Below are 23,184 nucleotides of genomic sequence, written 5' to 3'. Positions count from 1 at the left end.
GCCCTCCACACCCTCGGGCCCCACCGGCACCAGCGCCTTGGGCAGCGTGTCGGTGTAGGGGCGCAGACGCCGTCCGGCGCCGGCCGCCAGCACAAGGCCGATCATGCGGTTTCTCCTTCGTCGTGTACGGCGGGCGCCCCGGCGGACACCCAGAAGCGGACGCTCTCTACGAGCACCACCAGGGCGATGGCCACGGCGAGAACCGTGAGCGCGGCCTTGAACTGCGTGGCGGTGAGCACGGCGGCCAGGACGGTGAGGAGCAGCGTCCGCCCCTCCTGCCCACCGATGGCGCGCACCAGCCAGGCCGGGGGCGCTCCGGCGTTGCCGCGGATGCGGTACACCGTGTCGTAGTGATGGTAGGCGACGGCCGCCACCAGCCCGAAAGCGGCGGGAAGGGCTCCGTTCACCCCCGCTTTGCCGGCGAGGGCGAGGACCGTGCCGTACTCGGCGGCCCGGAACACCGGGGGGACCAGCCAGTCCAGGGCGCCCTTGAGCGGGCGGGCCACGGCGAGGGCCGAGGTGAGGACGTAGACCAGGGCCCCGGCCACCGGGAGGGCGCCGCCGAAGTCGGTGAGGGCGGAGCAGGCCACGACCGCGGCGCCGCCGAGCAGGGCGACGGCGGGCACGGCGAAACCGGGCAGGCCGCGCCGGAACACCCGGCGGACCGCGTTCGCGAGCGGCCCGGAGTCGGCGAGGTCGGCGAGCGCCCGCGCGGCCCGGTCGGTGCGCCGGGCCCGGCGGGTCACCGAGCGCAGCACCCGGCCGGCCGTGGTGTACGCCGCGGCCAGGGCGCAGCCGACGAGCAGGGCGTAGAAGGTGATGCGCGGGGTGGTGGCCGCGGTGAGGACCGCGATCATCGCCCAGCGCTCGCCGATCGGCAGCACGATCATGCGGCGCACCCAGACCGTCCAGCCGACGCTGTCGAGCTTGTCGGAGAGGGCGGCGGTGGGGCTGGTGTTGGCGGTGGCGTCGTGGTTGGCCTCGTTGAAGGAGAAGTCGACCACGTGCCGGCAGGTCTGCAGGACCATCGCGCCGAGGGCGAGCGCCCAGACGTCGTCGCCGCCGCGGGCCGCGCCGAGGGCGAGGCCCGCGTAGTAGGCGTACTCCTTGGCCCGGTCGAAGGTGGCGTCGAGCCAGGCGCCGAGGGTGGAGTACTTCAGCGCGTAGCGGGCGAGCTGGCCGTCGGTGCAGTCCAGTACGAAGGACGCGATGAGCAGGACGCCGGCCGCGACGAAGCCGCCGCGGGTGCCGGTCGCCGCGCAGCCCGCCGCGATCAGCGCGGTGATCAGCGAGGCCGTGGTGACCTGGTTCGGGGTCAGGCCGCGGCGGGCGCACCAGCGGGCGATGTAGCGCGAGTACGGGCTGATGAAGAACGTGGTGAAGAAGCCGTCGCGGGACTTCACGGCCGACCTCAGGCGGACGGCCTCCTCGTCGACGGCGGCGACGGCCCGCCGGGCCTCGTCCCGTGCCCGCGGGTCGGCGGGCACGGTGGCGACCAGGCTGCCCAGCTCGGGCCGGTGCACGGCGCCTCCGTCGTCGTCCAGGGCACCGGCGACGCGGTCGGCGAGGCTGTCCACGGCGAGCGCGGGGGCGCCGCCCTCGGGGGAGCGGGCGGGCGCGGAGGCCGCGCGGGCCACGGCCCGGGTGAGGGCCTGCCGGGCGGCGGGCTGGGCGGTGACGGCGCCGGGTACGGCGGCGAGCGGGAAGCGCGGGTCGGTCAGGCCGAGACGCAGGGCGTGCGGGTGGCCCGTGAAGCGGGCGTCGACCAGGGCGACGCGCCGGTCGGCCGGCACGGCGGCGAGCAGGCTCTCGGTCTCGGCGGCGTCGGCGGCCACGCGCACGTCGAAGCCGAGGGACCGCAGATCGTTCTCCAGTGACGATCCGGGGACCGGCTGACCGGTGACGATGGCGGTCGACAACCGAACTCACTCCCTGGGTGCCGGCGCGCGGCGCCGGTCTGCTGCATGGTGGGGCGCCCCGGCCTGCGGCACCGGGCGGCATGTCGGCAGAGGCTATCGGATGGGCCGGAGCCCGCGTTCACCGGCCGTTCACGGCCCGGTCCACCGGGGCTGACCCGGCCTTTGCCGCGATCATCATCAGGGATCCGGGGCCCCGCCCACAAACCCGTGGAGCAGACCCGGGCAACCGGGACACCGGGCCTGCGGGGCACCGGGCGGCCGGAGGGAGCGCAACGGGCCCGGGACGCGCTGCGGCGGGCGGGCCGACCGCGTTGAGCTGCGGAACGTTTCCGCAGGTCAAGGCACATGACAACGGTGTTCAGTGCCGCGTTGCCAATACCCCCTGCCCGTAGTTCACTGGCCCTCCGGGCAGGCGAACGGAAGGCGGTAGTCATGGGGGCAGGGCACGACCACGGGCACGCGCACTCCCACGCGCCGGCCCCGGGTACGGCCACGGCCGCCTACCGCGGCCGGCTGCGCGTCGCGCTGGGCATCACGCTCATGATCATGGTGGTGGAGATCGTCGGCGGCCTGGTCGCGGACTCGCTCGCGCTGATCGCGGACGCGGCGCACATGGCGACCGACGCGGTCGGCCTCGGCATGGCGCTGCTCGCGATCCACTTCGCGAACCGCCCGCCGAGCGCCAACCGCACGTTCGGCTACGCGCGCGCCGAGATCCTCGCGGCCCTGGCCAACTGTCTGCTGCTGCTCGGGGTCGGCGGATACGTCCTGTACGAGGCGGTGCAGCGGTTCGTCGAGCCCGCGCCGACCCGGGGCGGGATGGTGATCGTGTTCGGTCTGGTGGGCCTGGTGGCGAACTCCGTCTCGCTGATGCTGCTGATGCGCGGGCAGAAGGAGAGCCTGAACGTGCGCGGCGCCTTCCTGGAGGTGGCCGCGGACGCGCTGGGCTCGGTGGCGGTGCTGGTGTCGGCGGCGGTGATCCTCGCCACCGGATGGCAGCCGGCGGACCCGGTCGCCTCCCTGCTCATCGGGCTGATGATCGTGCCGCGCACGCTGAAGCTACTGCGCGAGACGCTGGACGTGCTGCTGGAGGCGGCCCCCAAGGGCGTCGACATGGCCGAGGTGCGGGCGCACATCCTGGCGCTGGACGGCGTGGAGGACGTGCACGACCTGCACGCCTGGACCATCACCTCGGGCATGCCGGTGCTGTCGGCGCACGTGGTGGTCAGCTCCGAGGTGCTGAACGCCATCGGGAACGAGAAGATGCTGCACGAACTCCAGGGCTGCCTCGGCGACCACTTCGACGTGGAGCACTGCACGTTCCAGCTGGAGCCGGGCGGGCACGCCGAGCACGAGGCGCGGCTCTGCCACTGACGGCGCGGGCGCCGCGCGGTCTGGCCGCACCTCGCCGCCCGGCGTGCCCCGGCCGGTTTCCGGGGGCGGAGGCCGGGCACGATGGGCTACCGGGTCCGGCGCCCGGTGCCGCGCCGCGCGGAGCCGCGGGGCGTGCCGGGGGTGCCGGATCCGTACGGCAGACTGAGGAAGCTGGGACCGAAGCGAAGGATGCGTATGCCGATCACACCCGCCACCGCGCCGCACGGCTCGTCGGAGGACACCGCAGAGGCGATCTTGCTGGAACTGGTCGACGAGAACGGTGTGACGATCGGCACCGAGGAGAAGCTCGCCGCCCATCAGCCGCCGGGACGGCTGCACCGGGCGTTCTCGGTGTTCCTCTTCGACGAGCGGGGGCGGCTGCTGCTCCAGCAGCGCGCGCTCGGCAAGTACCACTCCCCCGGTGTGTGGTCCAACACCTGCTGTGGTCACCCGTACCCGGGCGAGGCGCCGTTCACGGCCGCGGCCCGGCGCACCCACGAGGAGCTCGGCGTGTCGCCGTCGCTGCTCGCGGCGGCCGGCACGGTCCGCTACAACCACCCGGACCCCGCCTCGGGCCTGGTGGAGCAGGAGTACAACCACCTGTTCGTCGGCCTGGTGCAGGCGGCGCCCGCGCCGGATCCGGAGGAGGTCGCCGGGACCGACTTCGTGACCGCGGACGAGCTGGCCGAGCGGCACGCCCGGGATCCGTTCTCGGCCTGGTTCATGACCGTGCTGGACGCGGCCCGGCCGGCGATCAGGGAGCTGACGGGCCCGACCGCCGGCTGGTGATCCCGCCCGCTACGGCAGCGCCGGGGGCTTGAGCGGCAGGGCGGCCCAGATCACCTTGCCGCCGCTCGCGGTGTGCTCCACGTCGACCACCCCGCCCGCCTCCCGGGCCACCTCGCGGACCAGGAGCAGTCCCCGGCCGCCGGTCCGGCCGTGGTCGGCCTCCAGGGCGGTGGGGCGGTAGGGGTGGTTGTCCTCCACCGACACCCGCACCCATTCGGCTCCCACGGCCACCTCCACGGCGAGCACCGGCGACAGCAGCGCCGCGTGCCGCACCGCGTTGGTGACCAGCTCGGTGACGATCAGCAGCAGTCCGTGCACCAGGTCGTCGGAGGCCGGCACGCCCTGGCGCACCAGCAGGTCCCGTACCGCGTGCCGGGCCTGCGGCACCGAGGCGTCCACCGCGGCCGCGGTGAACCGCCAGACACCCTCGTACGGCAGGGGGTCCGGCGGCCGTTCGCCGTCCCCCGCCGGGCACGGGCCGTCCCCGCGCCCGTGGTCGTCCCTCGTCCGGTCGCCGTCCTCGCGCTCGATTGTCACCACACGTCGAGTGTTGGTAACGATGCGCTGCCGCCCGGACACCTGAACACAAGTCGGCGGGTATCGAACGTTTTCTGACCGACCGCGCCTGACCTCGACGCCGACGGCGACTGTTCCTGTTCTCCGGGCGCCGGTTCGCGAACTAGTCGGGTTGTACGGGTTTGCCCGGCCAGGCCGCCCGCTCCCCCGGCGGCGCCCCGCGGCGCCTCCGCTACGATCCGCCGCATGGACCCCCAGCTGTCCCATCACCTCGCCGGCTCCGTCGCCACCGTGGTGATCCGTCATCCCGCCAAGCGCAACGCCATGACGGCGGCGATGTGGCGGGCCCTGCCCCCGCTGCTGGACACCCTGGCGGCCGATCCGGACGTCCGGGCGCTGGTGCTGACCGGCGAGGGCGGCACCTTCTGCGCGGGCGCCGACATCAGCACGCTCCAGGGCTCGCCGGAGGAGGCCCAGGGTCTCGCCGTGGCGGCCGAGGAGGCCCTGGCCGCGTTCCCCAAGCCGACCGTCGCCGCGGTGCGCGGGCACTGTGTGGGCGGCGGGGCGCAGCTGGCGGCGGCCTGCGATCTGCGGCTGGCGGAGGAAGGGGCGCTGTTCGGGGTGACGCCGGCGCGGCTCGGCATCGTCTACCCGGCCTCCGCCACCCGCCGGCTGGTGTCCCTGGTGGGCCCGGCCACCGCCAAGTACCTGCTGTTCACGGCCGAGTTGATCGACGCCGGCCGGGCGCTGCGCACCGGTCTGGTGGACGAGGTGCTGCCCGAGGGAGAGCTGGAGAAGCGGATCGCGGAGCTGACCGGGGTCCTGGTGTCCCGCTCGCAGCTCACCCAGGCCGCAGCCAAGGAGTTCGCGGCCGGCCGCACCGACCGGGACGCCCACTGGGCGGCGCGGGCGCGCGAGAGCGGCGAGACCGCGGAGGGGGTCGCCGCGTTCCTGGAGCGCCGGCAGCCGCGCTTCACCTGGACGACGTCCACGACGGGCTGAGGCGCGGTCCGCGAGCGGCCGGGCGGTGCGGCGGCCGGGCGGTGCGTCGATCGGGCCGTACGGCGGCCGGCCGGTGACGCTGCCGACGGCGTTCCCGGGCCGTGGTTCGCCGTCCGGTGGTTTCCCGGACCGTCATGCGGTACCCGGTGCGCGACAGTTCCCCGACGAGAGGAGAGTGTGCCGTGTTCCGTGCCCTCGCAGACGTACTGCGGCAGATCGGCGGAGCCATCGCGACGGTGGTCACGCTGCCGTTCCGGGCGCTCGCCCGGCTGTTCGGCGGAGCCTCGTCCACCGCGCGCGGCAGCCGGGCCTGACCTCCCCGGGCCCGGCGCCCCGCCGGGCGCCGCCCTGATCCCCGCTCGCCCGCGTCACCTGCCACAATTGCCGCGCAACCCCAGTGGAGAAGGCGGTACGGGACGTGACCACACCCGGGTCCCTCGGAGCAGGGTCCATCGAAGGCAGGATCGCCGAGGAACTCGGCGTACGGGAGCGGCAGGTCAAGGCCGCGGTGGAGCTGCTGGACAGCGGCTCGACGGTGCCCTTCATCGCGCGCTACCGCAAGGAAGCGACCGAGATGCTCGACGACGCGCAGCTGCGCACGATCGAGGAGCGGCTGCGCTATCTGCGGGAGCTGGAGGACCGGCGGACGGCGATCCTGGAGTCGGTGCGGGAGCAGGGCAAGCTCACCGAGGAGCTGGAGGCGCGGATCCGCGGCGCCGAGACCAAGGCGCGGCTGGAGGACGTCTACCTGCCGTACAAGCCCAAGCGGCGCACCAAGGCGCAGATCGCGCGCGAGGCGGGCCTGGAGCCGCTCGCGGACGGGCTGCTGGCCGACCCGACGGTGGAACCGCAGGCCGCGGCCGCCGCGTTCGTGGACGCCGGCAAGGGCGTGGCCGATCCGCAGGCCGCGCTGGAGGGTGCCCGGGCGATCCTGACCGAGCGGTTCGCCGAGGACGCCGACCTGATCGGCGAGTTGCGCGAGCGCATGTGGGTGCGCGGGCGGCTCGCCGCGAAGGTGCGCGAGGGCAAGGAGGAGGCGGGCGCCAAGTTCGCCGACTACTTCGACTTCGCCGAGCCGTTCACCGAGCTGCCCTCGCACCGGATCCTGGCGATGCTGCGCGGGGAGAAGGAGGAGGTCCTGGACCTCGTCCTGGAGCCGGAGGAGCCCACCGAGGGCCCGTCGTCGTACGAGGGCATCATCGCCTCGCGGTTCGGGATCGCCGACCGGGGCCGGCCGGCCGACAAGTGGCTGACGGACACGGTCCGCTGGGCCTGGCGCACCCGTGTCCTGGTCCACCTGGGCATCGATCTGCGCCTGAGGCTGCGCACGGCCGCCGAGGACGAGGCGGTGAACGTGTTCGCGGCGAACCTGCGGGACCTGCTGCTGGCCGCCCCGGCCGGCACCCGCGCCACGCTCGGCCTCGACCCCGGTTTCCGTACGGGGGTGAAGGTCGCCGTGGTCGACGCCACCGGCAAGGTCGTCGCCACGGACGTGATCCACCCGCACGTTCCGGCCAACAAGTGGGACCAGGCGATCGCCACGCTGGCCCGGCTGGCGAAGGAGCACGCGGTCGAGCTGATCGCGATCGGCAACGGCACGGCCTCCCGCGAGACCGACAAGCTCGCCGGTGAACTCATCGCGAAACACCCGGAGCTGAACCTCACCAAGGTGATGGTGTCCGAGGCGGGCGCGTCGGTGTACTCGGCGTCGCAGTACGCCTCGCGGGAGCTGCCGGACATGGACGTGTCGCTGCGGGGCGCGGTGTCCATCGCGCGGCGGCTGCAGGACCCGCTGGCCGAGCTGGTGAAGATCGACCCGAAGTCCATCGGTGTCGGCCAGTACCAGCACGACCTGTCCGAGGTGAAGCTGTCCCGCTCGCTGGACGCGGTCGTCGAGGACTGTGTGAACGGCGTCGGCGTGGACGTCAACACCGCGTCCGTGCCGCTGCTGTCGCGCGTGTCGGGCATCTCCGCCGGGCTGGCCGAGAACATCGTGGCGCACCGGGACGCCAACGGTCCCTTCACCTCCCGCGCGGAGCTGAAGAAGGTGGCGCGGCTCGGCCCCAAGGCGTACGAGCAGTGCGCGGGCTTCCTGCGCATCCGGGACGGCAAGGACCCGCTGGACGCCTCCAGCGTGCACCCGGAGGCCTACCCGGTGGTGCGCCGCATGGTGAAGACCACGGGCCAGGAGGTGGCGTCCCTCATCGGCAACACGGGGGTGCTGCGTTCGCTCAGGCCGGCCGACTTCGTGGACGACACCTTCGGTCTGCCGACCGTCACCGACATCCTCAGGGAGCTGGAGAAGCCGGGCCGCGACCCGCGTCCCGCCTTCAGGACGGCCACCTTCAAGGAGGGCGTGGAGAAGATCTCCGACCTGTCCGCCGGAATGGTCCTGGAGGGCGTGGTGACGAACGTGGCGGCGTTCGGCGCGTTCGTGGACATCGGTGTCCACCAGGACGGCCTGGTGCATGTGTCGGCGATGTCCAAGTCGTTCGTGAAGGACCCGCGCGATGTCGCCAAGCCCGGTGACATCGTCAAGGTGAAGGTCCTGGACGTGGACATCCCGCGCAAGCGGATCGCGCTGACCCTGCGGCTGGACGACGAGGCGGCCCCGCAGGGGCAGGGCGGCGGCCGGCCGCAGCGCGGCGGTGCCCGCCCGCCCCAGCAGCGGCAGGGCGGCGGCCGGCGGCAGGGCGGCGGCCAGGAACAGCGCCAGGGCCAGGGCGGTGGCCAGGGGCAGCGGCAGGGCCGGGGCGGTGGCGACCGCGGTGGGCGGCAGGCCCCGGCGCCCGCCAACAGCGCGATGGCGGACGCCCTGCGCCGTGCGGGGCTGCTGGACCAGAAGAAGCGCTGACGCGACGGGTCCGGGGCCGGGCGGCGCTTCCGTCCGTCCCCGGATATCCCGTGGACAAAGATCACCTGATCGTCAGACTCGTCCCATGACAGGATCAGACCCCAAAGCCGATCTCCAGGTGTATCTCCAGGACGCGCGCGACGTGCTGCTCTGGAAGCTCGACGGCCTCGCGGAGTACGACATCCGGCGCCCGCTGACGCCCACCGGCACCAATCTGCTGGGCCTGGTCAAGCATCTGGCGGGTGCCGAGGCCCTGTACTTCGGCGCGGCCTTCGGCCGGCCCTTCGCCGGTACGCCCCTGTGGGTGACGGGGGACGCCGAGCCGGACTCGGACCTGTGGGCGCGGGCCGACGAGACCCGCGAGGAGATCACCGACCGGTACCGGCGGGCCTGCGCGCACGCGGACGAGACCATCGCGGCGCTCCCCCTGGACGCGGTCGGCCGGCTGCCGGGCGGGGCCGGGGAGCTCACGCTGCACCGGACGCTGACCCACATGGTCGCCGAGACCCAGCGGCACGCCGGGCACGCGGACATCGTGCGCGAGCTGATCGACGGTGCCGTGGGCCAGCGGCCGGACGGCCTCAACGTCGCGCCCCACGACCCGGACCACCACGGCCGGGTCGAACGGGCGGCGAAGGAGGCCGCCTCGGGCGTGGGTTAACGCTCCGTCACCTTGCCGTCCGCCACCTCCAGGCGCCGGGTCACCCGGACCGCGTCCAGCATGCGCCGGTCGTGGGTGACCAGCAGCAGAGTGCCCTCGTAGGCGTCGAGGGCCGACTCCAGCTGCTCGATGGCGGGCAGGTCCAGATGGTTCGTCGGCTCGTCCAGGACCAGCAGGTTCACCCCCCGGCCCTGGAGCAGGGCGAGGGCGGCGCGGGTGCGTTCGCCCGGGGAGAGGGTCTCGGCGGGCCGCAGGACGTGGTCGGACTTCAGGCCGAACTTCGCCAGCAGGGTGCGGACCTCCACGGGCTCGGTGTCGGGTACGGCGGCGCGGAAGGCGTCCAGCAGGGTCTCGGGGCCGTGGAACAGCCGCCGGGCCTGGTCGACCTCGCCGACCAGCACCCCGGAGCCGAGGGCGGCGTGCCCCGAGTCGAGCGGGATCCGCCCCAGCAGGGCGCCGAGCAGGGTGGACTTGCCGGCGCCGTTGGCGCCCGTCACCGCGATCCGGTCGGCCCAGTCGACCTGGAGCGACACCGGCCCCAGGGTGAAGCCGGCGCGCCGCACCTCGGCGTCCCGCAGGGTCGCCACGACCGCGCCCGACCGCGGGGCGGAGGCGATCTCCATGTGCAGCTCCCACTCCTTGCGGGGCTCCTCGACCACCTCCAGGCGCTCGATCATGCGCTGGGTCTGCCGGGCCTTGGCGGCCTGCTTCTCGCTGGCCTCGCTGCGGAACTTGCGGCCGATCTTGTCGTTGTCGCCCGCCTTGCGGCGCGCGTTCTTCACGCCCTTGTCCATCCAGGCCCGCTGCGTCAGGGCGCGTTCCTGGAGGGCGGTCTTCTTGTCGGCGTACTCCTCGTACTCGTCACGGGCGTGCCGGCGGGCCACCTCGCGCTCCTCCAGGTAGGCCGCGTAGCCGCCGCCGTAGAGGTTGATCTGCCGCTGGGCGAGGTCGAGTTCGAGGACCTTGGTGACCGTGCGGGTGAGGAACTCGCGGTCGTGGCTGACGACGACCGTGCCCGCGCGCAGTCCGGTGACGAACCGTTCCAGGCGCTCCAGGCCGTCCAGGTCGAGGTCGTTGGTGGGCTCGTCCAGAAGGAAGACGTCGTAGCGGGACAGCAGCAGGGAGGCGAGGCCGGCGCGGGCCGCCTGGCCGCCGGACAGGGCGGTCATCGGCTGGTCCAGGTCCACCGCCAGGCCGAGCGAGCCGGCGACCTCCTCCGCGCGTTCGTCCAGGTCCGCGCCGCCGAGGCCGAGCCAGCGCTCCAAGGCGGTGGCGTAGGCGTCGTCGGCGCCGGGCGCGCCGTCGACCAGCGCCTGGGTGGTCTCGTCCATGGCCCGCTGGGCGGCGGCGACACCGGTGCGGCGGGCCAGGAACTCCCGGACGGTCTCGCCGGGCCGGCGCTCCGGCTCCTGCGGCAGATGGCCGACGGTCGCGGCCGGCGGGGACAGCCTGAGTTCGCCCTGCTCGGGCGGGGTGAGTCCGGCGAGCATCCGCAGCAGGGTGGACTTGCCCGCGCCGTTGGCGCCGACCAGCCCGATCACGTCGCCGGGCGCGACGACCAGGTCGAGCCCGGAGAACAGGGGCCGGTCGCCGTGTCCGGCGGCGAGGTGCTTGGCAACGAGGGTGGCAGTCATCAGGACGCCGATCCTAGGCCCTGTCGCCCCGCGCCCGCCCCGGCCGCGTTCACGCCGGTCACCGGGGCCCGGGGCCCCTCCTCCCCCGGTCTGCCGGGGCGGGCCGTGCGGGGCCTATCGTCCTGGCGTGGACATCGAGCCGAGTGACGAAGTGATCGTGGTCGGAGGCGGGGTCGCCGGGCTGACGACGGCCGTGCTGCTGGCCGAGTCGGGACGACGGGTACGGGTGTGGGCGCGGGAGCCGGCCGAGCGGACCACCTCGGCGGTCGCCGGCGGCCTGTGGTGGCCGTACCGCATCGAACCCGAGCCGCTGGTCGGGGCGTGGGCCCTGGAGTCCCTCCGGGTGTACCAGGAGCTGGCGGCACGGCCGCGGGAGACCGGGGTGCGCCTGGTCGACGGCGTCCACCACGGGGCGCACCTCGCGGAGCTGGGCGCCTGGGCGGGCCGGGTGGCGGGGCTGCGGGCGGTGTCCGGGGGGCTGGCGGCGCGGCTGCCGGTGGCCGACATGCCGGTGCACCTGGCGTGGCTGCGGCGGCGGCTGGAGCGGGCGGCGGGCACGGTGGAACTGCGTGAGGTGGCCGACCTGGCGGCCGTGCCCGCCGCCGTGGTGGTCAACTGCGCGGGACTCGGGGCGCGTTCGCTGGTGCCGGACCCTTCGGTGCGTCCGGTGCGCGGGCAGCTGGTCGTGGTGGAGAACCCGGGCGTCACGGAGTGGTTCACCGCCGTCGACGACTCCTCGGCCGCGTCCACGTATGTCATCCCGCAGCCGGACCGGCTCCTGCTGGGCGGCACGGCCGAGGAGGACGACTGGAACCTGGAGCCGGACCCCCGGGCCGCCACGTCGATCGTCGCCCGCTGCGCGTCGGTCCGGCCGGAAGTCGCCGGCGCCCGGATCCTCGCCCACCGGGTGGGCCTGCGCCCGGCCCGGTCGGCGGTACGCCTGGAACGGCAGCTCCTGCCGGACGGGCGCGTCCTGGTCCACAACTACGGCCACGGCGGCGCCGGCGTCACGGTGGCGTGGGGCTGCGCCCGGGAGGCGGCGCGGCTGGCGTCCCCGGCGTACGGCTGAGCAGAAGCGGCGCCCGGCGTTCCGGCCGAGCCGGGCGGCAGCTCCCCAGGGGCGCGGGGAACTGCCGCCCGGCCCACGACAACCGCGGCCGAACACGACGACCAGCCGCCCCCACCCCACAACCATCCGCAGCCGCACACCACGACCAGCCACCCCGGCCCCCCTCCGGGCCCCGGAGCCGTCAGCCGGTCGGCATGGGGCGGTCGGGGCGCGGTGCCCGCACGCCCTTCAGTACCGTCGGTGCGGGAGCCGTCGTCCCGCCGGACGTGGCCCGGGCGAACGCTCCCGCCCCGCCCACCAGCGGCACCTTCGCCGTCGTACGGGACAGGTCCACGGTGAGGGCCGGCCGGGTGGACGGCGGTTCCAGGAGGTCCCGGTCCGTGCCCGCGATGATCAGCGCCAGCCGGTGCCCGGCGGGAACGACGTGGTCGGTGGCGCCCAGCCGGAGGGTCATCGTGTAGGCCTGGCCCGGGGTGAGCGGGACGCCCTGCGTCGCCGAGCCGTGGTGCCCAAGGTCGGCCCAGCCCCGGCTGACCACGGTGTAGCCGACGGCCGTGGTCCTGGCCCGGGTCTCCTTGTAGCAGGCGCTGTCCCCGGCCGTGCTCTCCCCCCAGCAGGTGCGCTCGGCGAGGGTGGTGATGCCCTCGGCGGGGTCGGCGTAGTCGCGGATGGTGTCCGGGCCGATGTCGGCGAGGACGGCGGACAGATGGGCGGAGGACGTGGTCGGGGTGGCGGTGACCGTCACCTCGGCCGAACCGGACAGCCGGAGCGCACGGGAGAGCGGCGCGGTGAGGAAGCCCGCCTTCTCGGGCGTGGCCGCCGTGACGTGGGCGGCCCAGTCGGTCTCGCCCAACCCCGGGTCGTCCGTGAAGACCGCGGTGCCGTGGGCCCGGCGGAGTCCGAGCGTGCCGACGCCCGCCTGGCGGCCCGGGGCCGGGTGCAGCACGGTGGCGCGGGTGCCGGCCGGGGGCCAGACGGGGGTGGTGACCCACTGGTCGGGGTGGCGCTCGACGTCGGCCATCGGCTCGCGGTCGATGCCGTTGTCGTAGCCGAGGAGTTCGTGGTCGAACCAGCGGTGCAGGGTGTCCACCCAGGCGCCGCGCCGGAAGTCGAACGGGTCGACGTGCCCGGTCTGGGACAGCCAGATCTTGCGCCGGACGCCGTGCCGGGCGAGGGCGTCCCACCACGGGCCGAGGTGCTGGGTGCGGACGTTGAGGTCCTGCATGCCGTGCACCGCGAAGACGCTGGCCCGGACCTTGGCCGCGTCCTTGACGTAGTCCCGCTCGGCCCACAGCGGGGTCCGGTCGCCGCTGCGCGGACTGCCCTCGGCCAGCCTGCGCTGTACGGCCGCGCAGTGGGCGCGCGCGCCGGCGCTCTCCACGCGGTCGGCGAGCCGGTCGGGGCCGCCGTCGTACAGGGGGGCGCCCTGGGCGAAGTAGTAGTCGTACCAGGAGGAGATGGCGCTGATCGGGACGATGGTCTTCAGACCCTTGACGCCGGTGGCGGCCACACCATTGGCGATGGTGCCGTCCCAGCTCTTGCCGATCATGCCGGTGCGGCCGTTCGTCCAGCCGGCCCGCACCAGAGTGCCGCTGGTGCGGCTGGTGTAGGCCCTGGCACGGCCGTTGAGCCAGTCGATCACGGCCTTCGCGGACCGGATGTCGGAGGGGCCGCCGGTGTCGACGCAGCCGTCGGAGCGGTTGGTGCCGGCGAGGTCGACGCCGACGAAAGCGTAGCCGCGCGGTACGAAGAAATTGTCGTAGAACAGCGGCATCTGCACGGGGTGGCCCTGCGCGTCGTACGTCTTGCGCTGACTCTCGTTGCCGCGCCCGCAGCACGAGTAGTAGGGGCTGGCCTCCATGACGACCGGCACCTTGCGGCCCTGCCGGGCGGGTTCGGCGGGCCGGACGATGTCGGCGGCGACGCGGTCGTTGCTTCCGTCGCCGTCCTCGTCGAGCCCGATGTCGACCCATACGGACTCGCGGATCGCCTGGGCGTAGGAGTAGACGGGGGTGCTCTCCCGGGGCGCGGACCGGGCGCCGGCCGGGGTGGGGAGGAGGGCCGTCAGAGTGACGGCGGCGGCGATGACGAGCGTTCTGCGGATCGCGGAGCGCGTGCGTGTCGGCATGCGCGGACGGTACTCCGGTCAACTCCCCTGAAAAAGAGGACTCTCCGGGCCACATGACGGCTGAATGGCGATCATGTGACAGCAGGTGCCATGGACAGGTCAGGGGACACAGGGAATGAATAGGCTGCGGAACAGAGCCTTTCCGAACGGACCCGTGGTCCCGACGACTTGGAGCTGACGTGCACCGCAGAATCATCGCGCCGGGCGCATTGGCGGCGGCCTCCGTCCTGCTGGCGATCCCGGCATCGGCCGCGAGCTACACCCCCGGCGCCTCGGGCATCGGCGACCCCTACTACCCGTACTACGGCAATGGCGGCTACGACGTCTCCCACTACGACCTGAGGCTGCAATATCAGCCGAAGACGGACGAGTTGCAGGGCACGGCGACCCTCCTGGCGAAGACCACCCAGGACCTGTCCCGCTTCGACCTGGACTTCCTGCTGGACGTGAGCGAGGTGCGGGTCAACGGCACCAAGGCCGCCTTCACCACCTCCGGTGAACACGAGCTGGTCGTCACCCCGAAGACCCCGCTGCCCAAGGGCACCCCGGTCACGATCGTGGTCCGCTACAGCGGGGTGCCGTCGGCCAAGAGCGCCTACGGCTTCACCTCCTGGCACCGCACCCCGGACGGCGGAGTGGCCGCCAACGAGCCCGAGGCCGCCTGGTGGTGGTTCCCGAGCAACGACCACCCGACCGACAAGGCCACCTACGACGTGTCGGTGTCCGTCCCGGACGGCACCCAGGCCATCTCCAACGGCACGCTGCAGTCGACCGGTTCGAAGCTGGGCTGGACCCGCTACAACTGGCGGCAGAACAAGCCGCAGGCGACCTATCTGGCCACGCTCGCGCTGGGCAGGTTCGACATCACCACCGGCACCTCCGACGGCGGGGTGCCCGTCATCAACGCCTACAGCAAGGACCTCGGCGACAACGAGGGCGCCGCGCGGGCCAGCGTGGAGCGCACCGGGGAGATCGTGGACTGGCTGAGCGGCTACTTCGGGCCGTATCCGTTCTCCTCGGCCGGCGGGTACGTCCCGAACACCACCACCGGGTACGCGCTGGAGACGCAGACCCGTGTCTACTACAGCCCGCGGCAGTTCGCCAACGGCGCCAACACCTCCGTGGTCGTGCACGAGCTGGCCCACCAGTGGTACGGCGACGACGTGTCGGTCAAGGGCTGGAAGGACATCTGGGTCAACGAGGGCTTCGCCCGCTACGCGCAGTGGCTGTGGTCCGAGCACGAGGGCGAGGGCACCGCGCAGGAACTGGCCGACTACGTGTACGCCTCGCACCCGGCCGACGACGCGTTCTGGACGATCGCGCCGGGCGACCCCGGCCCGGACAACCAGTTCGACGGCGCCGTCTACGACCGGGGCGCCCTCGCCATCCAGGCGCTGCGCAACGAGATCGGCGACGACGCGTTCTTCGCGATCCTGAAGGGCTGGCCGAAGGAGCACGCCTACGGCAACGCCTCGGTGGCCGACTTCCAGCGGTACGCCGAGCGGGTGTCCGGCAAGCCGCTGGCCGCGCTGTTCGACACCTGGCTGTTCCAGCCGGTGAAGCCGGCCGCGCCGTCGGCCCGCGCCCTGGTGAAGGCCGGTACGGCGGTGGCGCAGCCGAAGTCGTGGAAGAAGATCGAGGCGACGAACTCGGTGCACGAGCACTGAGCCGGCCGGGCCCGGGACACCGGTGCCCGGGCCGCGTCTAGCCACTGCGAGCCCCTGCGGCCCGGCGCACCGGCGCACCGGCGCACCGGCCAGAGGCTCCGGCGCCCGCGCCGGGGTGCCTCAGTGGCCCGGTGCGGCCGCCCGCCGCAGCAGCTCCTCACGGCCTATCGCCTCCGCGCGGTCGGCCGGGACGGTGCAGGCGTGGGCGCCCGCGATCGCGCCGTACCGGGCGCAGCGCTCGGGCGGCTCGCCGGCGAGCCGGCCGTAGAGGAACGCGGCGGCGAAGGCGTCGCCCGCGCCGTTGGAGTCCACCACCGGCGCGGGTGGCCGCTCCGGTGGTATCCGGGTCAGCACGCCGTCGGCGAGCAGATGGGCGCCCTCGGCCCCGGCGGTGGCGACGACGGCCTGGGCGCGGCCGCGCTCGGCGATGCGCCGCATGGTCCGCTCGGGGTCGGCGAGGGCGGCGGCCGACAGGAAGACGACATCGGCCGCGTGGGCGAACGCCTCGTGGTAGGGGTTCTCGCCGTCCCAGTCGTGCAGGTCCGTGGAGAGCGGCACGCCGGTCTCCCGGAGCACGGGCAGGGCGTGGGCGCCGGGCTGGGTGATGGTCACGTGCACATGCCGGCTCGCGGCGGCCGACGCCCGCAGGGCGGCCTCGGGGAAGCGGTCGCCGGGGTGGGCGCGGGTGGTGTCGTACAGCGACAGGCGGCGGCCGTCCGGGCCGACGAGGTTGACCGCCCGCTTGGTCCCGGCCGGCTGTGGCAGCGCGGTGAGGGTGATCCCGTGCTCGGAGTGCAGGGCGCGGACGAGGTCGCCCTCGGGGTCGTCGCCGAGGAAGTCGACATGGTGGGTGCGCAGGCCCAGCGCGGCCAGCCCGAGGGCCACGAAGTCTCCGGTCTGCCCGGCGCGGGTGCGGATCCCCGAGTCGATCATGTAACTGTCGGCGTACGGCAGGGGCAGCTCGGGCACCCGGACGATGGTGTCCACCCCGGCCCCGCCCAGCACCAGCACGTCGTGCGCGCGTTCCGCCGCCGTCATGCCCCGCCCTCCCCGTGGTCGTACACCGTCACGGCGATCCCCCGCGCCGCCAGCCGGCCGGCGACGAGGGGCTCCACGCGGGACCACTTCCCGCCCGCCAGGCCGCAGCCTATCCGGGGCATGTGCACGGACGCCCCGAGCCGGATCGCCTCGTCGGCGAGGCGGGTGAGGGCGGTGTCGATGGCCTCGTAACGGACGGGGACGCCCTTGCTGCCCCTCTTGACCCCGCGCTGGCCGACCATGTTGGCCACCCACACCGAGGGCTCGACGCGGACCAGCTGGACCGCGCCCAGGCCGAAGTCGTTGTGCGCGCGGTCGCGGTGCCAGGCGCGGTAGGCGGCCTCCGGCTCCGGCCAGCGCCGCGACAGCGCCAGGACGAAGCCCTTTCCCCAGCCGCCGATGTCGTTGCAGACATGGGCGATCACCTTGACACCCTTGACCGACGGAACGGTGGCGTCACCCCGGACATACGTGATCTCCGACATGACGCCACCGTAGGCGCTGCCACTGACAGTGGCGGCCGAGCCGTTACTCCGGCAGCTCCGCCGAGGCCTTGGCGGCGTCCTTGGCCACCTGGCGGCGGATGCCGAACCAGCCGGCGACGAGCATCACGGCGATCACCGGGATCAGCAGCAGGGTCTTGCGGCCGACCTCCTCGTCGTTCCACATCATGCCGAGGCAGACCAGCAGGAACACGATGGTGGCGATCTCGGTGACCGGGCTGAACTTCAGCTGGAAGTGCGGCCGGGTGACCTGGCCCGCGCGGGCGCGGCGGACGAAGATCACGTGGCAGATCATGATGATCACCCAGGTGCTGATGATGCCGAGCGAGGCGACGTTCAGCACGATCTCGAAGGCCTTGCTGGGCACCAGGTAGTTCAGGCCGACGCCGAGCACACAGACCGCGCAGGTCAGCAGGATGCCGCCGTAGGGCACCTGGCTGCGGCTCATCACGCGGGTGAACTTCGGCGCCGAGCCGGCCATGGCCATCGAGCGCAGGATGCGGCCGGTGGAGTACAGGCCGGAGTTCAGCGAGGACATGGCCGCGGTCAGCACGACCAGGTTCATCACGTCGCCGGCCGCCGGAACGCCGATCTTGGACAGCACGGTGACGAAGGGGCTCTGGTCGGCGGTGTACACCGAACCGGGCAGCAGCAGGGCGAGCAGCACGACCGAGCCGACGTAGAACAGGCCCACGCGCCACATGATCGAGTTCACCGCGCGCGGGACGACCTTCTCGGGCTCGGCGGTCTCGCCGGCGGCCACGCCGACCAGCTCCAGCGCGGCGTAGGCGAAGATCACGCCCTGCATGACCAGGACGACCGGCATCAGCCCGTGCGGGAAGACACCGCCGTGGTCGGTGATGACGCTCAGGCCCGGCTTGCTGCCGCCGACGTCGTGCTGGGTGGCCAGCAGGAAGATGCCGATCAGCATGAAGCCCACGAGGGTGGCGACCTTGATGATCGCGAACCAGAACTCCATCTCACCGAAGATCTTCACCGAGATCAGGTTCACGGTGAGGACGACGGCGAGGGCGATCAGCGCCAGCACCCACTGGGGGATGGAGGTGAACATGCTCCAGTAGTGCGTGTAGAGCGCGATCGCGGTGATGTCCGCGATGCCGGTGGTCGACCAGTTCAGGAAGTACATCCAGCCGGCGACATAGGCGCCCTTCTCGCCGAGGAACTCGCGCGCGTAGGACACGAAGGACCCCGAGGAGGGGCGGTAGAGGACCAGCTCGCCCAGGGCCCGCACGACGAAGAAGGCGAAGACACCGCAGACCAGGTAGGCCAGGGCGAGCGCCGGTCCGGCGTTGTGCAGGCGGCCGCCGGCGCCCAGGAAGAGGCCGGTGCCGATGGCGCCGCCGATGGCGATCATGTTGACGTGGCGGGCCTTGAGGTCCTTGCTGTATCCGGCGTCGCCCGCGTCCGCGGGCGCTGCGGCCACCTGGGGGTGGGGGGTGGCCTGTGCCGATTCCACGGCTTCCTTGCTCACGGGTGGTTTCACTTCCTGGTGCGCCCGGACCTCGTGGACCCGGGGTTCGTGCAGGTCTTGGCCCGCACCACCCTTTGTCGCGGCACAGACCAAGGCAGCAGCTTCCCAGACGCGACGACCGATAAGCGGTGGTCCACGTCACAGAGCGGTACTTCTCACACCACGCGCACGGGCTCCCCGCGGGTTTCACACCATTGGTGAGACAGCGATACTGCTGTACATGACGACCGACACCGGGGAGCCCACCCTGACGATCGACGAGCTGGCCGCGCGGGCGGGCGTCACGGTCCGCACGGTCCGCTTCTACGGCACCAAGGGGCTGCTGCCGCCGCCGGTGATCGGTCCGCGCCGGGTGGGGCATTACGGCCGTGAGCATCTGGCGCGGCTGGCGCTGATCGAGGAGATGCAGCACCAGGGCATGACCCTGGCCGCGATCGAGCGGCATCTGCGGCAGCTGCCGGCCGGTCTCGGCCCGCACGATCTGGCGATCCACCGGGCGGTGGTCGCCTCCTGGGCTCCGGACACCGTCGAGACCGTGTCCCGCCCCGAGCTGGAGCGGCGGGCGGGGCGGCGGCTGACCGGCGAGGATCTGGACCGGCTGGCCGCGATGAACGTGGTGACACCGGACGGGGAGCGGGACGGGGAGTCGTTCCGCGTGGACTGCGGTCTGCTGCGGCTCGCCGTACAGCTGCTGGACGTCCCGCTGGCGCAGGAGACGATCCTTGCCGCGCGGACCGTGCTGACCGGCCACGCGCGGGCGGCGGCGCACGAGCTGTCGGACCTGCTGCGCGAGGCGGTGGCCGAGCGCGACACGCGGGATGTGAAGTCCCTGTCGGCCCATATGCACCCCCTGGTGGTCCAGGCGCTCCTCACCACCTTCCAGCGGTCGCTGCGGGAGGAGCTGCGCCAGTGGCTGGACGGAACGGACGGCCCCGGACGAGACGTGGACCCGGACGGTACCGAATGAGCGGCGTACCCCGGACGGCCCTGACGCAGCGGACGGCGCGGCGGCCCCGGGCGCAAGTCCCGGGGTGCGCCGTCCGGGCGTGCCGGCTCGGCGGGCACCGGCTCAGCGGGCGTGCCGGCTCAGCGGACGTCGGTGAAGGTCTCCCCCTTCTCCGCCTTCGCCACGAGCAGCGCGGGCGGGGTGAACCGGTCGCCGTAGCGCTCGGCCAGTTCGCGCGCGCGGGCCACGAACCCGGGCAGGCCCCCTTCGTAGCCGTTGATGTACTGGAGCACACCGCCGGTCCAGCCGGGGAAGCCGATGCCGAGGACGGAGCCGATGTTGGCGTCGGCGACCGAGGTCAGGACGCCCTCCTCCAGCAGGCGTACGGTGTCGAGCGCCTCCGCGAAGAGCATGCGTTCCTGCATGTCCCGGAACGGGATGTCGTGGCCGGGCTTGGTGAAGTGCTCGCGCAGCCCCGGCCAGAGTCCGGCCCGCTTGCCGTCCTCGGTGTAGTCGTAGAAGCCGGCGCCGCCGCTGCGGCCGGTGCGGCCGAACTCGTCCACCATGCGGTCGACGACCGTCTCGGCCGGGTGCGCGGTCCAGGTGCCGCCGGCCTCCTCCACGGCCCTCCTGGTCTCGGCCCGGATCTTGCGGGGCAGGGTGAGGGTCAGCTCGTCCATGAGGGAGAGCACCTTGGCGGGGTAGCCGGCCTGGGCGGCGGCCTGTTCCACGGAGGCGGGCTCGACGCCCTCGCCGACCATGGCGACGCCCTCGTTGATGAAGTGGCCGATCACCCGTGAGGTGAAGAAGCCGCGCGAGTCGTTGACGACGATCGGCGTCTTGTTGATCTGCCGGACCAGGTCGAAGGCGCGCGCGAGCGCCTCCTCGCCGGTGCGCTCGCCCTTGATGATCTCCACCAGCGGCATCTTGTCGACCGGGGAGAAGAAGTGCAGCCCGATGAAGTCGGCCTGGCGCTCGACGCCCTCGGCGAGCGTGGTGATCGGCAGGGTGGAGGTGTTGGAGCACAGCAGCGCGTCGGGGGCGACGAGAGACTCGATCTCCTGGAAGACCTTGTGCTTGAGGGCGGTGTCCTCGAACACGGCCTCGATGACCGCGTCACAGCCCGCGAGGTCGGCCGCCTGGGCCGTGGGGGTGATCCGGGCGAGCAGCGCGTCGGCCTTCTCCTGGCTGGTGCGGCCCTTGGCGACGGCCTTGGCGCACAGCTTCTCCGAGTACTCCTTGCCCTTGGCCGCGGCTTCGGGGGAGACGTCCTTGAGGACGACGTCGATGCCGGCGCGGGCGCACGCGTAGGCGATGCCGGCGCCCATCATGCCGGCGCCGAGGACGGCCACCTTGCGCACCTGGCGGGGCGCGACGCCCTTGGGCCGGTTGGCGCCGGAGTTGACCGCCTGGAGGTCGAAGAAGAACGCCTGGATCATGTTCTTCGAGATCTGCCCGGCGGCCAGTTCCACGAAGTAGCGGGCCTCGATGACCTGGGCGGTGTCGAAGTCGACCTGGGAGCCCTCGACGGCCGCGGCGAGGATGCTGCGCGGGGCCGGATAGGGGGCGCCGTTCGTCTGCTTGCGCAGGTTGGCCGGGAAGGCGGGCAGGTTGGCGGCGAACTTGGGGTGGGCCGGGGTGCCGCCGGGGATCTTGTAGCCGGGCGTGTCCCAGGGCTGCCGGGACTCGGGGTGGGCGTCGATGAACGCGCGGGCCTTGGCGATCAGTTCCTCGGGGGACTCGGCCACGTCGTGGACCAGGCCGTTGTCCCGGGCGCGCCGGGCGTTGTACTGGGTGCCCTGGAGGAGCACCTTCAGCAGGGCGTCCGCGATGCCCAGCAGGCGTACGGTGCGCACCACTCCGCCGCCGCCGGGGAGCAGGCCGAGGGTGACCTCGGGGCAGCCGATCCGGGTGCCGGGGGTGTCCAGGGCGATCCGGTGGTGGCAGGCGAGGGCCAGTTCGAAGCCGCCGCCGAGGGCCGCGCCGTTGATCGCCGCGACGACCGGTTTGCCGAGGGTCTCGATGCGGCGCAGGTCGCGCTTGATGGCGAGGCCGCCGTCGAACAGCTCCTGCGCGGTCCCGGGGGTGACCCGGATGAGGTCGCGCAGGTCGCCGCCGGCGAAGAAGGTCTTCTTGGCCGAGGTGAGGATGATGCCGCGGATGGAGTCCCGCTCGGCCTCCAGCCGGTCGGTGATCACGGCGAGGGAGTCGCGGAACGCCTGGTTCATGGTGTTCGCGGACTGGTTCGGGTCGTCCAGGACGAGGGTGACGACACCGGTGTCGTCCTGCTCCCAGCGGATGGTGGTGCTCTCGGTCATGACAGTCGTCTCCGTTGAAGTCGCTTTGTTCCGCGGGGAGTTCAGATGCGCTCGATGATGGTGGCGATGCCCATGCCGCCGCCGACGCACAGCGTGGCGAGGCCGTAGCGCTTGTCCTGGCGCTCCAGTTCGTCGACGAGGGTGCCGAGGATCATCGCGCCGGTGGCGCCGAGCGGGTGGCCGAAGGCGATGGCGCCGCCGTTGACGTTGATCTTGTCCAGGCTCAGGCCCATGTCCTTCGCGTAGCGCAGGACGACCGCGGCGAACGCCTCGTTGATCTCGACCAGGTCGATGTCGTCGATGGTGAGACCGGCCTTGGCCAGGGCCTTGCGGCTGGCGGGGGCGGGGCCGGTGAGCATGATGGTCGGCTCGGAGCCGGAGACGGCGGCGGAGACGATCCGCGCGCGGGGGGTGAGGCCGTGGCGTTCGCCGGCCTCCCGGGAGCCGATCGCGACGAGCGCGGCGCCGTCCACGATGCCGGAGGAGTTGCCCGCGTGGTGCACGTGGTCGATCTTCTCCACCCAGTGGTACCGCTGGAGCGCGACCGCGTCGAAGCCGCCCAGGTCGCCGATGTCCGCGAAGGACGGCTTGAGCTTCGCGAGGGAGTCGGCGGTGGTGCCGGGGCGCGGGTGCTCGTCGTGGTCGAGGACGACCAGGCCGTTGCGGTCCTTGACGGGGACCACGGAGCGCTCGAAGCGGTTCTCCTTCCAGGCGGTGGCGGCGCGCTCCTGGGACAGTGCCGCGTACTCGTCCACGTCGCGCCGGGAGAAGCCCTCGATGGTGGCGATCAGGTCGGCGCTGATGCCCTGCGGGACGAAGTTGACGGCCAGGTTGGTCATCGGGTCGTTGAACCAGGCGCCGCCGTCCGAGGCCATCGGGACGCGGGACATGGACTCGACGCCGCCGGCCAGGACCAGATCCTCCCAGCCGGCCCGGATCTTGGCGGCGGCCAGGTTGACGGCCTCCAGGCCGGAGGCACAGAAGCGGTTCTCCTGGACGCCCGCGACGGTGTCCGGCAGCCCGGCGGCGAGGGCGGCGATCCGGGCGATGTCGGAGCCCTGGTCGCCGACGGGGCTGACGACGCCGAGCACGATGTCGTCGATCCCGGCCGGGTCCAGGCCGGGGAAGCGGTCGCGGATCTCGTGGATGAGGCCGACGACCAGGTCGATGGGCTTCGTGCCGTGCAGGGCGCCGTTCGCCTTGCCGCGCCCGCGCGGGGTGCGGATCGCGTCGTACACGTACGCTTCGGTGCTCACTGGGGTGCCTTTCGGGAG

General features: G+C 73.1%; 19 protein-coding genes. 9 read left to right on the top strand and 10 right to left on the bottom strand.

Annotated elements, in window-relative coordinates:
• Together IH25_RS41020 and IH25_RS0136455 are read right to left on the bottom strand one after the other, a co-directional pair.
• Positions 1–105, bottom strand: a 105-nt coding sequence (locus IH25_RS41020; protein WP_245172789.1) for a sugar phosphate nucleotidyltransferase, incomplete at its 3' end; no start/stop codon positions are given.
• Complete coding sequence (locus tag IH25_RS0136455) at positions 102–1,919, bottom strand: DUF5941 domain-containing protein (RefSeq protein WP_030621154.1); 1,818 nt, start codon at positions 1,917–1,919, stop codon at positions 102–104. The genes IH25_RS0136455 and IH25_RS41020, both read right to left, overlap by 4 nt.
• A 432-nt stretch (positions 1,920–2,351) precedes the next feature.
• On the opposite strand from IH25_RS0136455, the gene IH25_RS0136450 reads away from it, so the two are divergent.
• Both IH25_RS0136450 and idi read left to right on the top strand, forming a co-directional pair.
• A complete protein-coding gene (locus tag IH25_RS0136450) occupies positions 2,352–3,293 on the top strand; it encodes a cation diffusion facilitator family transporter (RefSeq protein ID WP_030621150.1) in 942 nt (313 codons plus the stop codon).
• A 195-nt stretch (positions 3,294–3,488) separates the two neighbouring features.
• Positions 3,489–4,082, top strand: coding sequence for an isopentenyl-diphosphate Delta-isomerase (idi, locus tag IH25_RS0136445; protein ID WP_030621147.1), 594 nt, complete (start codon positions 3,489–3,491; stop codon positions 4,080–4,082).
• 9 nt (positions 4,083–4,091) lie between these two features.
• Here idi and IH25_RS0136440 read toward each other — a convergent pair whose 3' ends face one another.
• Positions 4,092–4,622, bottom strand: coding sequence for an ATP-binding protein (locus IH25_RS0136440; RefSeq protein ID WP_030621142.1), 531 nt, complete (start codon positions 4,620–4,622; stop codon positions 4,092–4,094).
• Positions 4,623–4,844: 222 nt separating this feature from the next.
• On the opposite strand from IH25_RS0136440, the gene IH25_RS0136435 reads away from it, so the two are divergent.
• The 4 genes from IH25_RS0136435 to IH25_RS0136420 all read left to right on the top strand — a co-directional run bounded on the left by IH25_RS0136435 (position 4,845) and on the right by IH25_RS0136420 (position 9,115).
• Complete coding sequence (locus tag IH25_RS0136435) at positions 4,845–5,600, top strand: enoyl-CoA hydratase/isomerase family protein (RefSeq protein WP_030621140.1); 756 nt, start codon at positions 4,845–4,847, stop codon at positions 5,598–5,600.
• Positions 5,601–5,782: 182 nt separating this feature from the next.
• Positions 5,783–5,914: an LPFR motif small protein gene (locus IH25_RS42920; protein WP_268696373.1), complete on the top strand. Its 132-nt coding sequence runs from the start codon at positions 5,783–5,785 to the stop codon at positions 5,912–5,914.
• A gap of 104 nt (positions 5,915–6,018) precedes the next feature.
• Complete coding sequence (locus tag IH25_RS0136425) at positions 6,019–8,454, top strand: Tex family protein (protein ID WP_030621137.1); 2,436 nt, start codon at positions 6,019–6,021, stop codon at positions 8,452–8,454.
• An 85-nt stretch (positions 8,455–8,539) separates the two neighbouring features.
• Entirely contained in the window at positions 8,540–9,115 is a 576-nt protein-coding gene (locus tag IH25_RS0136420; protein WP_030621134.1) for a DinB family protein, read from the top strand.
• Here the strand turns inward: IH25_RS0136420 and IH25_RS0136415 are convergent.
• A complete protein-coding gene (locus IH25_RS0136415) occupies positions 9,112–10,749 on the bottom strand; it encodes an ABC-F family ATP-binding cassette domain-containing protein (protein ID WP_030621131.1) in 1,638 nt (545 codons plus the stop codon). The genes IH25_RS0136420 and IH25_RS0136415 overlap by 4 nt on opposite strands.
• 151 nt (positions 10,750–10,900) lie before the next feature.
• Here IH25_RS0136415 and IH25_RS0136410 point away from each other — a divergent pair, with 151 nt between their 5' ends.
• Entirely contained in the window at positions 10,901–11,818 is a 918-nt protein-coding gene (locus IH25_RS0136410) for an FAD-dependent oxidoreductase (RefSeq protein ID WP_030621127.1), read from the top strand.
• Between the two features lie 181 nt (positions 11,819–11,999).
• Here the strand turns inward: IH25_RS0136410 and IH25_RS0136405 are convergent, their stop codons facing one another.
• On the bottom strand, positions 12,000–13,946 hold the full coding sequence (locus IH25_RS0136405) for a Xaa-Pro dipeptidyl-peptidase (protein ID WP_030621124.1): 1,947 nt from the start codon (positions 13,944–13,946) through the stop codon (positions 12,000–12,002).
• A gap of 179 nt (positions 13,947–14,125) precedes the next feature.
• On the opposite strand from IH25_RS0136405, the gene IH25_RS0136400 reads away from it, so the two are divergent.
• Entirely contained in the window at positions 14,126–15,613 is a 1,488-nt protein-coding gene (locus tag IH25_RS0136400) for a M1 family metallopeptidase (RefSeq protein WP_030621122.1), read from the top strand.
• A 120-nt stretch (positions 15,614–15,733) separates the two neighbouring features.
• Here the strand turns inward: IH25_RS0136400 and IH25_RS0136395 are convergent, their stop codons facing one another.
• From IH25_RS0136395 to IH25_RS0136385, 3 genes are read right to left on the bottom strand one after another with little or no spacing between them, the layout of a single operon-like run.
• Positions 15,734–16,651 (bottom strand): PfkB family carbohydrate kinase, encoded by a 918-nt coding sequence (locus tag IH25_RS0136395; RefSeq protein WP_030621121.1) that lies wholly within the window; start codon positions 16,649–16,651, stop codon positions 15,734–15,736.
• A complete protein-coding gene (locus IH25_RS0136390; protein WP_030621120.1) occupies positions 16,648–17,136 on the bottom strand; it encodes a macro domain-containing protein in 489 nt (162 codons plus the stop codon). The genes IH25_RS0136395 and IH25_RS0136390 overlap by 4 nt, the downstream gene beginning before the upstream one ends.
• A gap of 43 nt (positions 17,137–17,179) precedes the next feature.
• Entirely contained in the window at positions 17,180–18,646 is a 1,467-nt protein-coding gene (locus IH25_RS0136385) for an amino acid permease (RefSeq protein ID WP_030621119.1), read from the bottom strand.
• Positions 18,647–18,866: 220 nt separating this feature from the next.
• Here IH25_RS0136385 and IH25_RS0136380 point away from each other — a divergent pair, with 220 nt between their 5' ends.
• Positions 18,867–19,613 (top strand): MerR family transcriptional regulator, encoded by a 747-nt coding sequence (locus IH25_RS0136380; protein ID WP_051754381.1) that lies wholly within the window; start codon positions 18,867–18,869, stop codon positions 19,611–19,613.
• Positions 19,614–19,732: 119 nt separating this feature from the next.
• Here IH25_RS0136380 and IH25_RS0136375 read toward each other — a convergent pair whose 3' ends face one another.
• Positions 19,733–21,910 (bottom strand): 3-hydroxyacyl-CoA dehydrogenase NAD-binding domain-containing protein, encoded by a 2,178-nt coding sequence (locus IH25_RS0136375; RefSeq protein ID WP_030621115.1) that lies wholly within the window; start codon positions 21,908–21,910, stop codon positions 19,733–19,735.
• A gap of 41 nt (positions 21,911–21,951) precedes the next feature.
• A complete protein-coding gene (locus tag IH25_RS0136370; RefSeq protein ID WP_030621114.1) occupies positions 21,952–23,166 on the bottom strand; it encodes an acetyl-CoA C-acetyltransferase in 1,215 nt (404 codons plus the stop codon).
• Positions 23,167–23,184: the final 18 nt, after the last annotated feature.

The sequence above is a fragment of the Streptomyces achromogenes subsp. achromogenes genome, assembly GCF_000720835.1.
GTDB classification, from domain to species: Bacteria; Actinomycetota; Actinomycetes; order Streptomycetales; family Streptomycetaceae; genus Streptomyces; species Streptomyces achromogenes.
The sequence above is the reverse complement of the archived record's forward strand: the minus strand, read 5'-3'. Positions and strand labels throughout refer to the sequence as shown.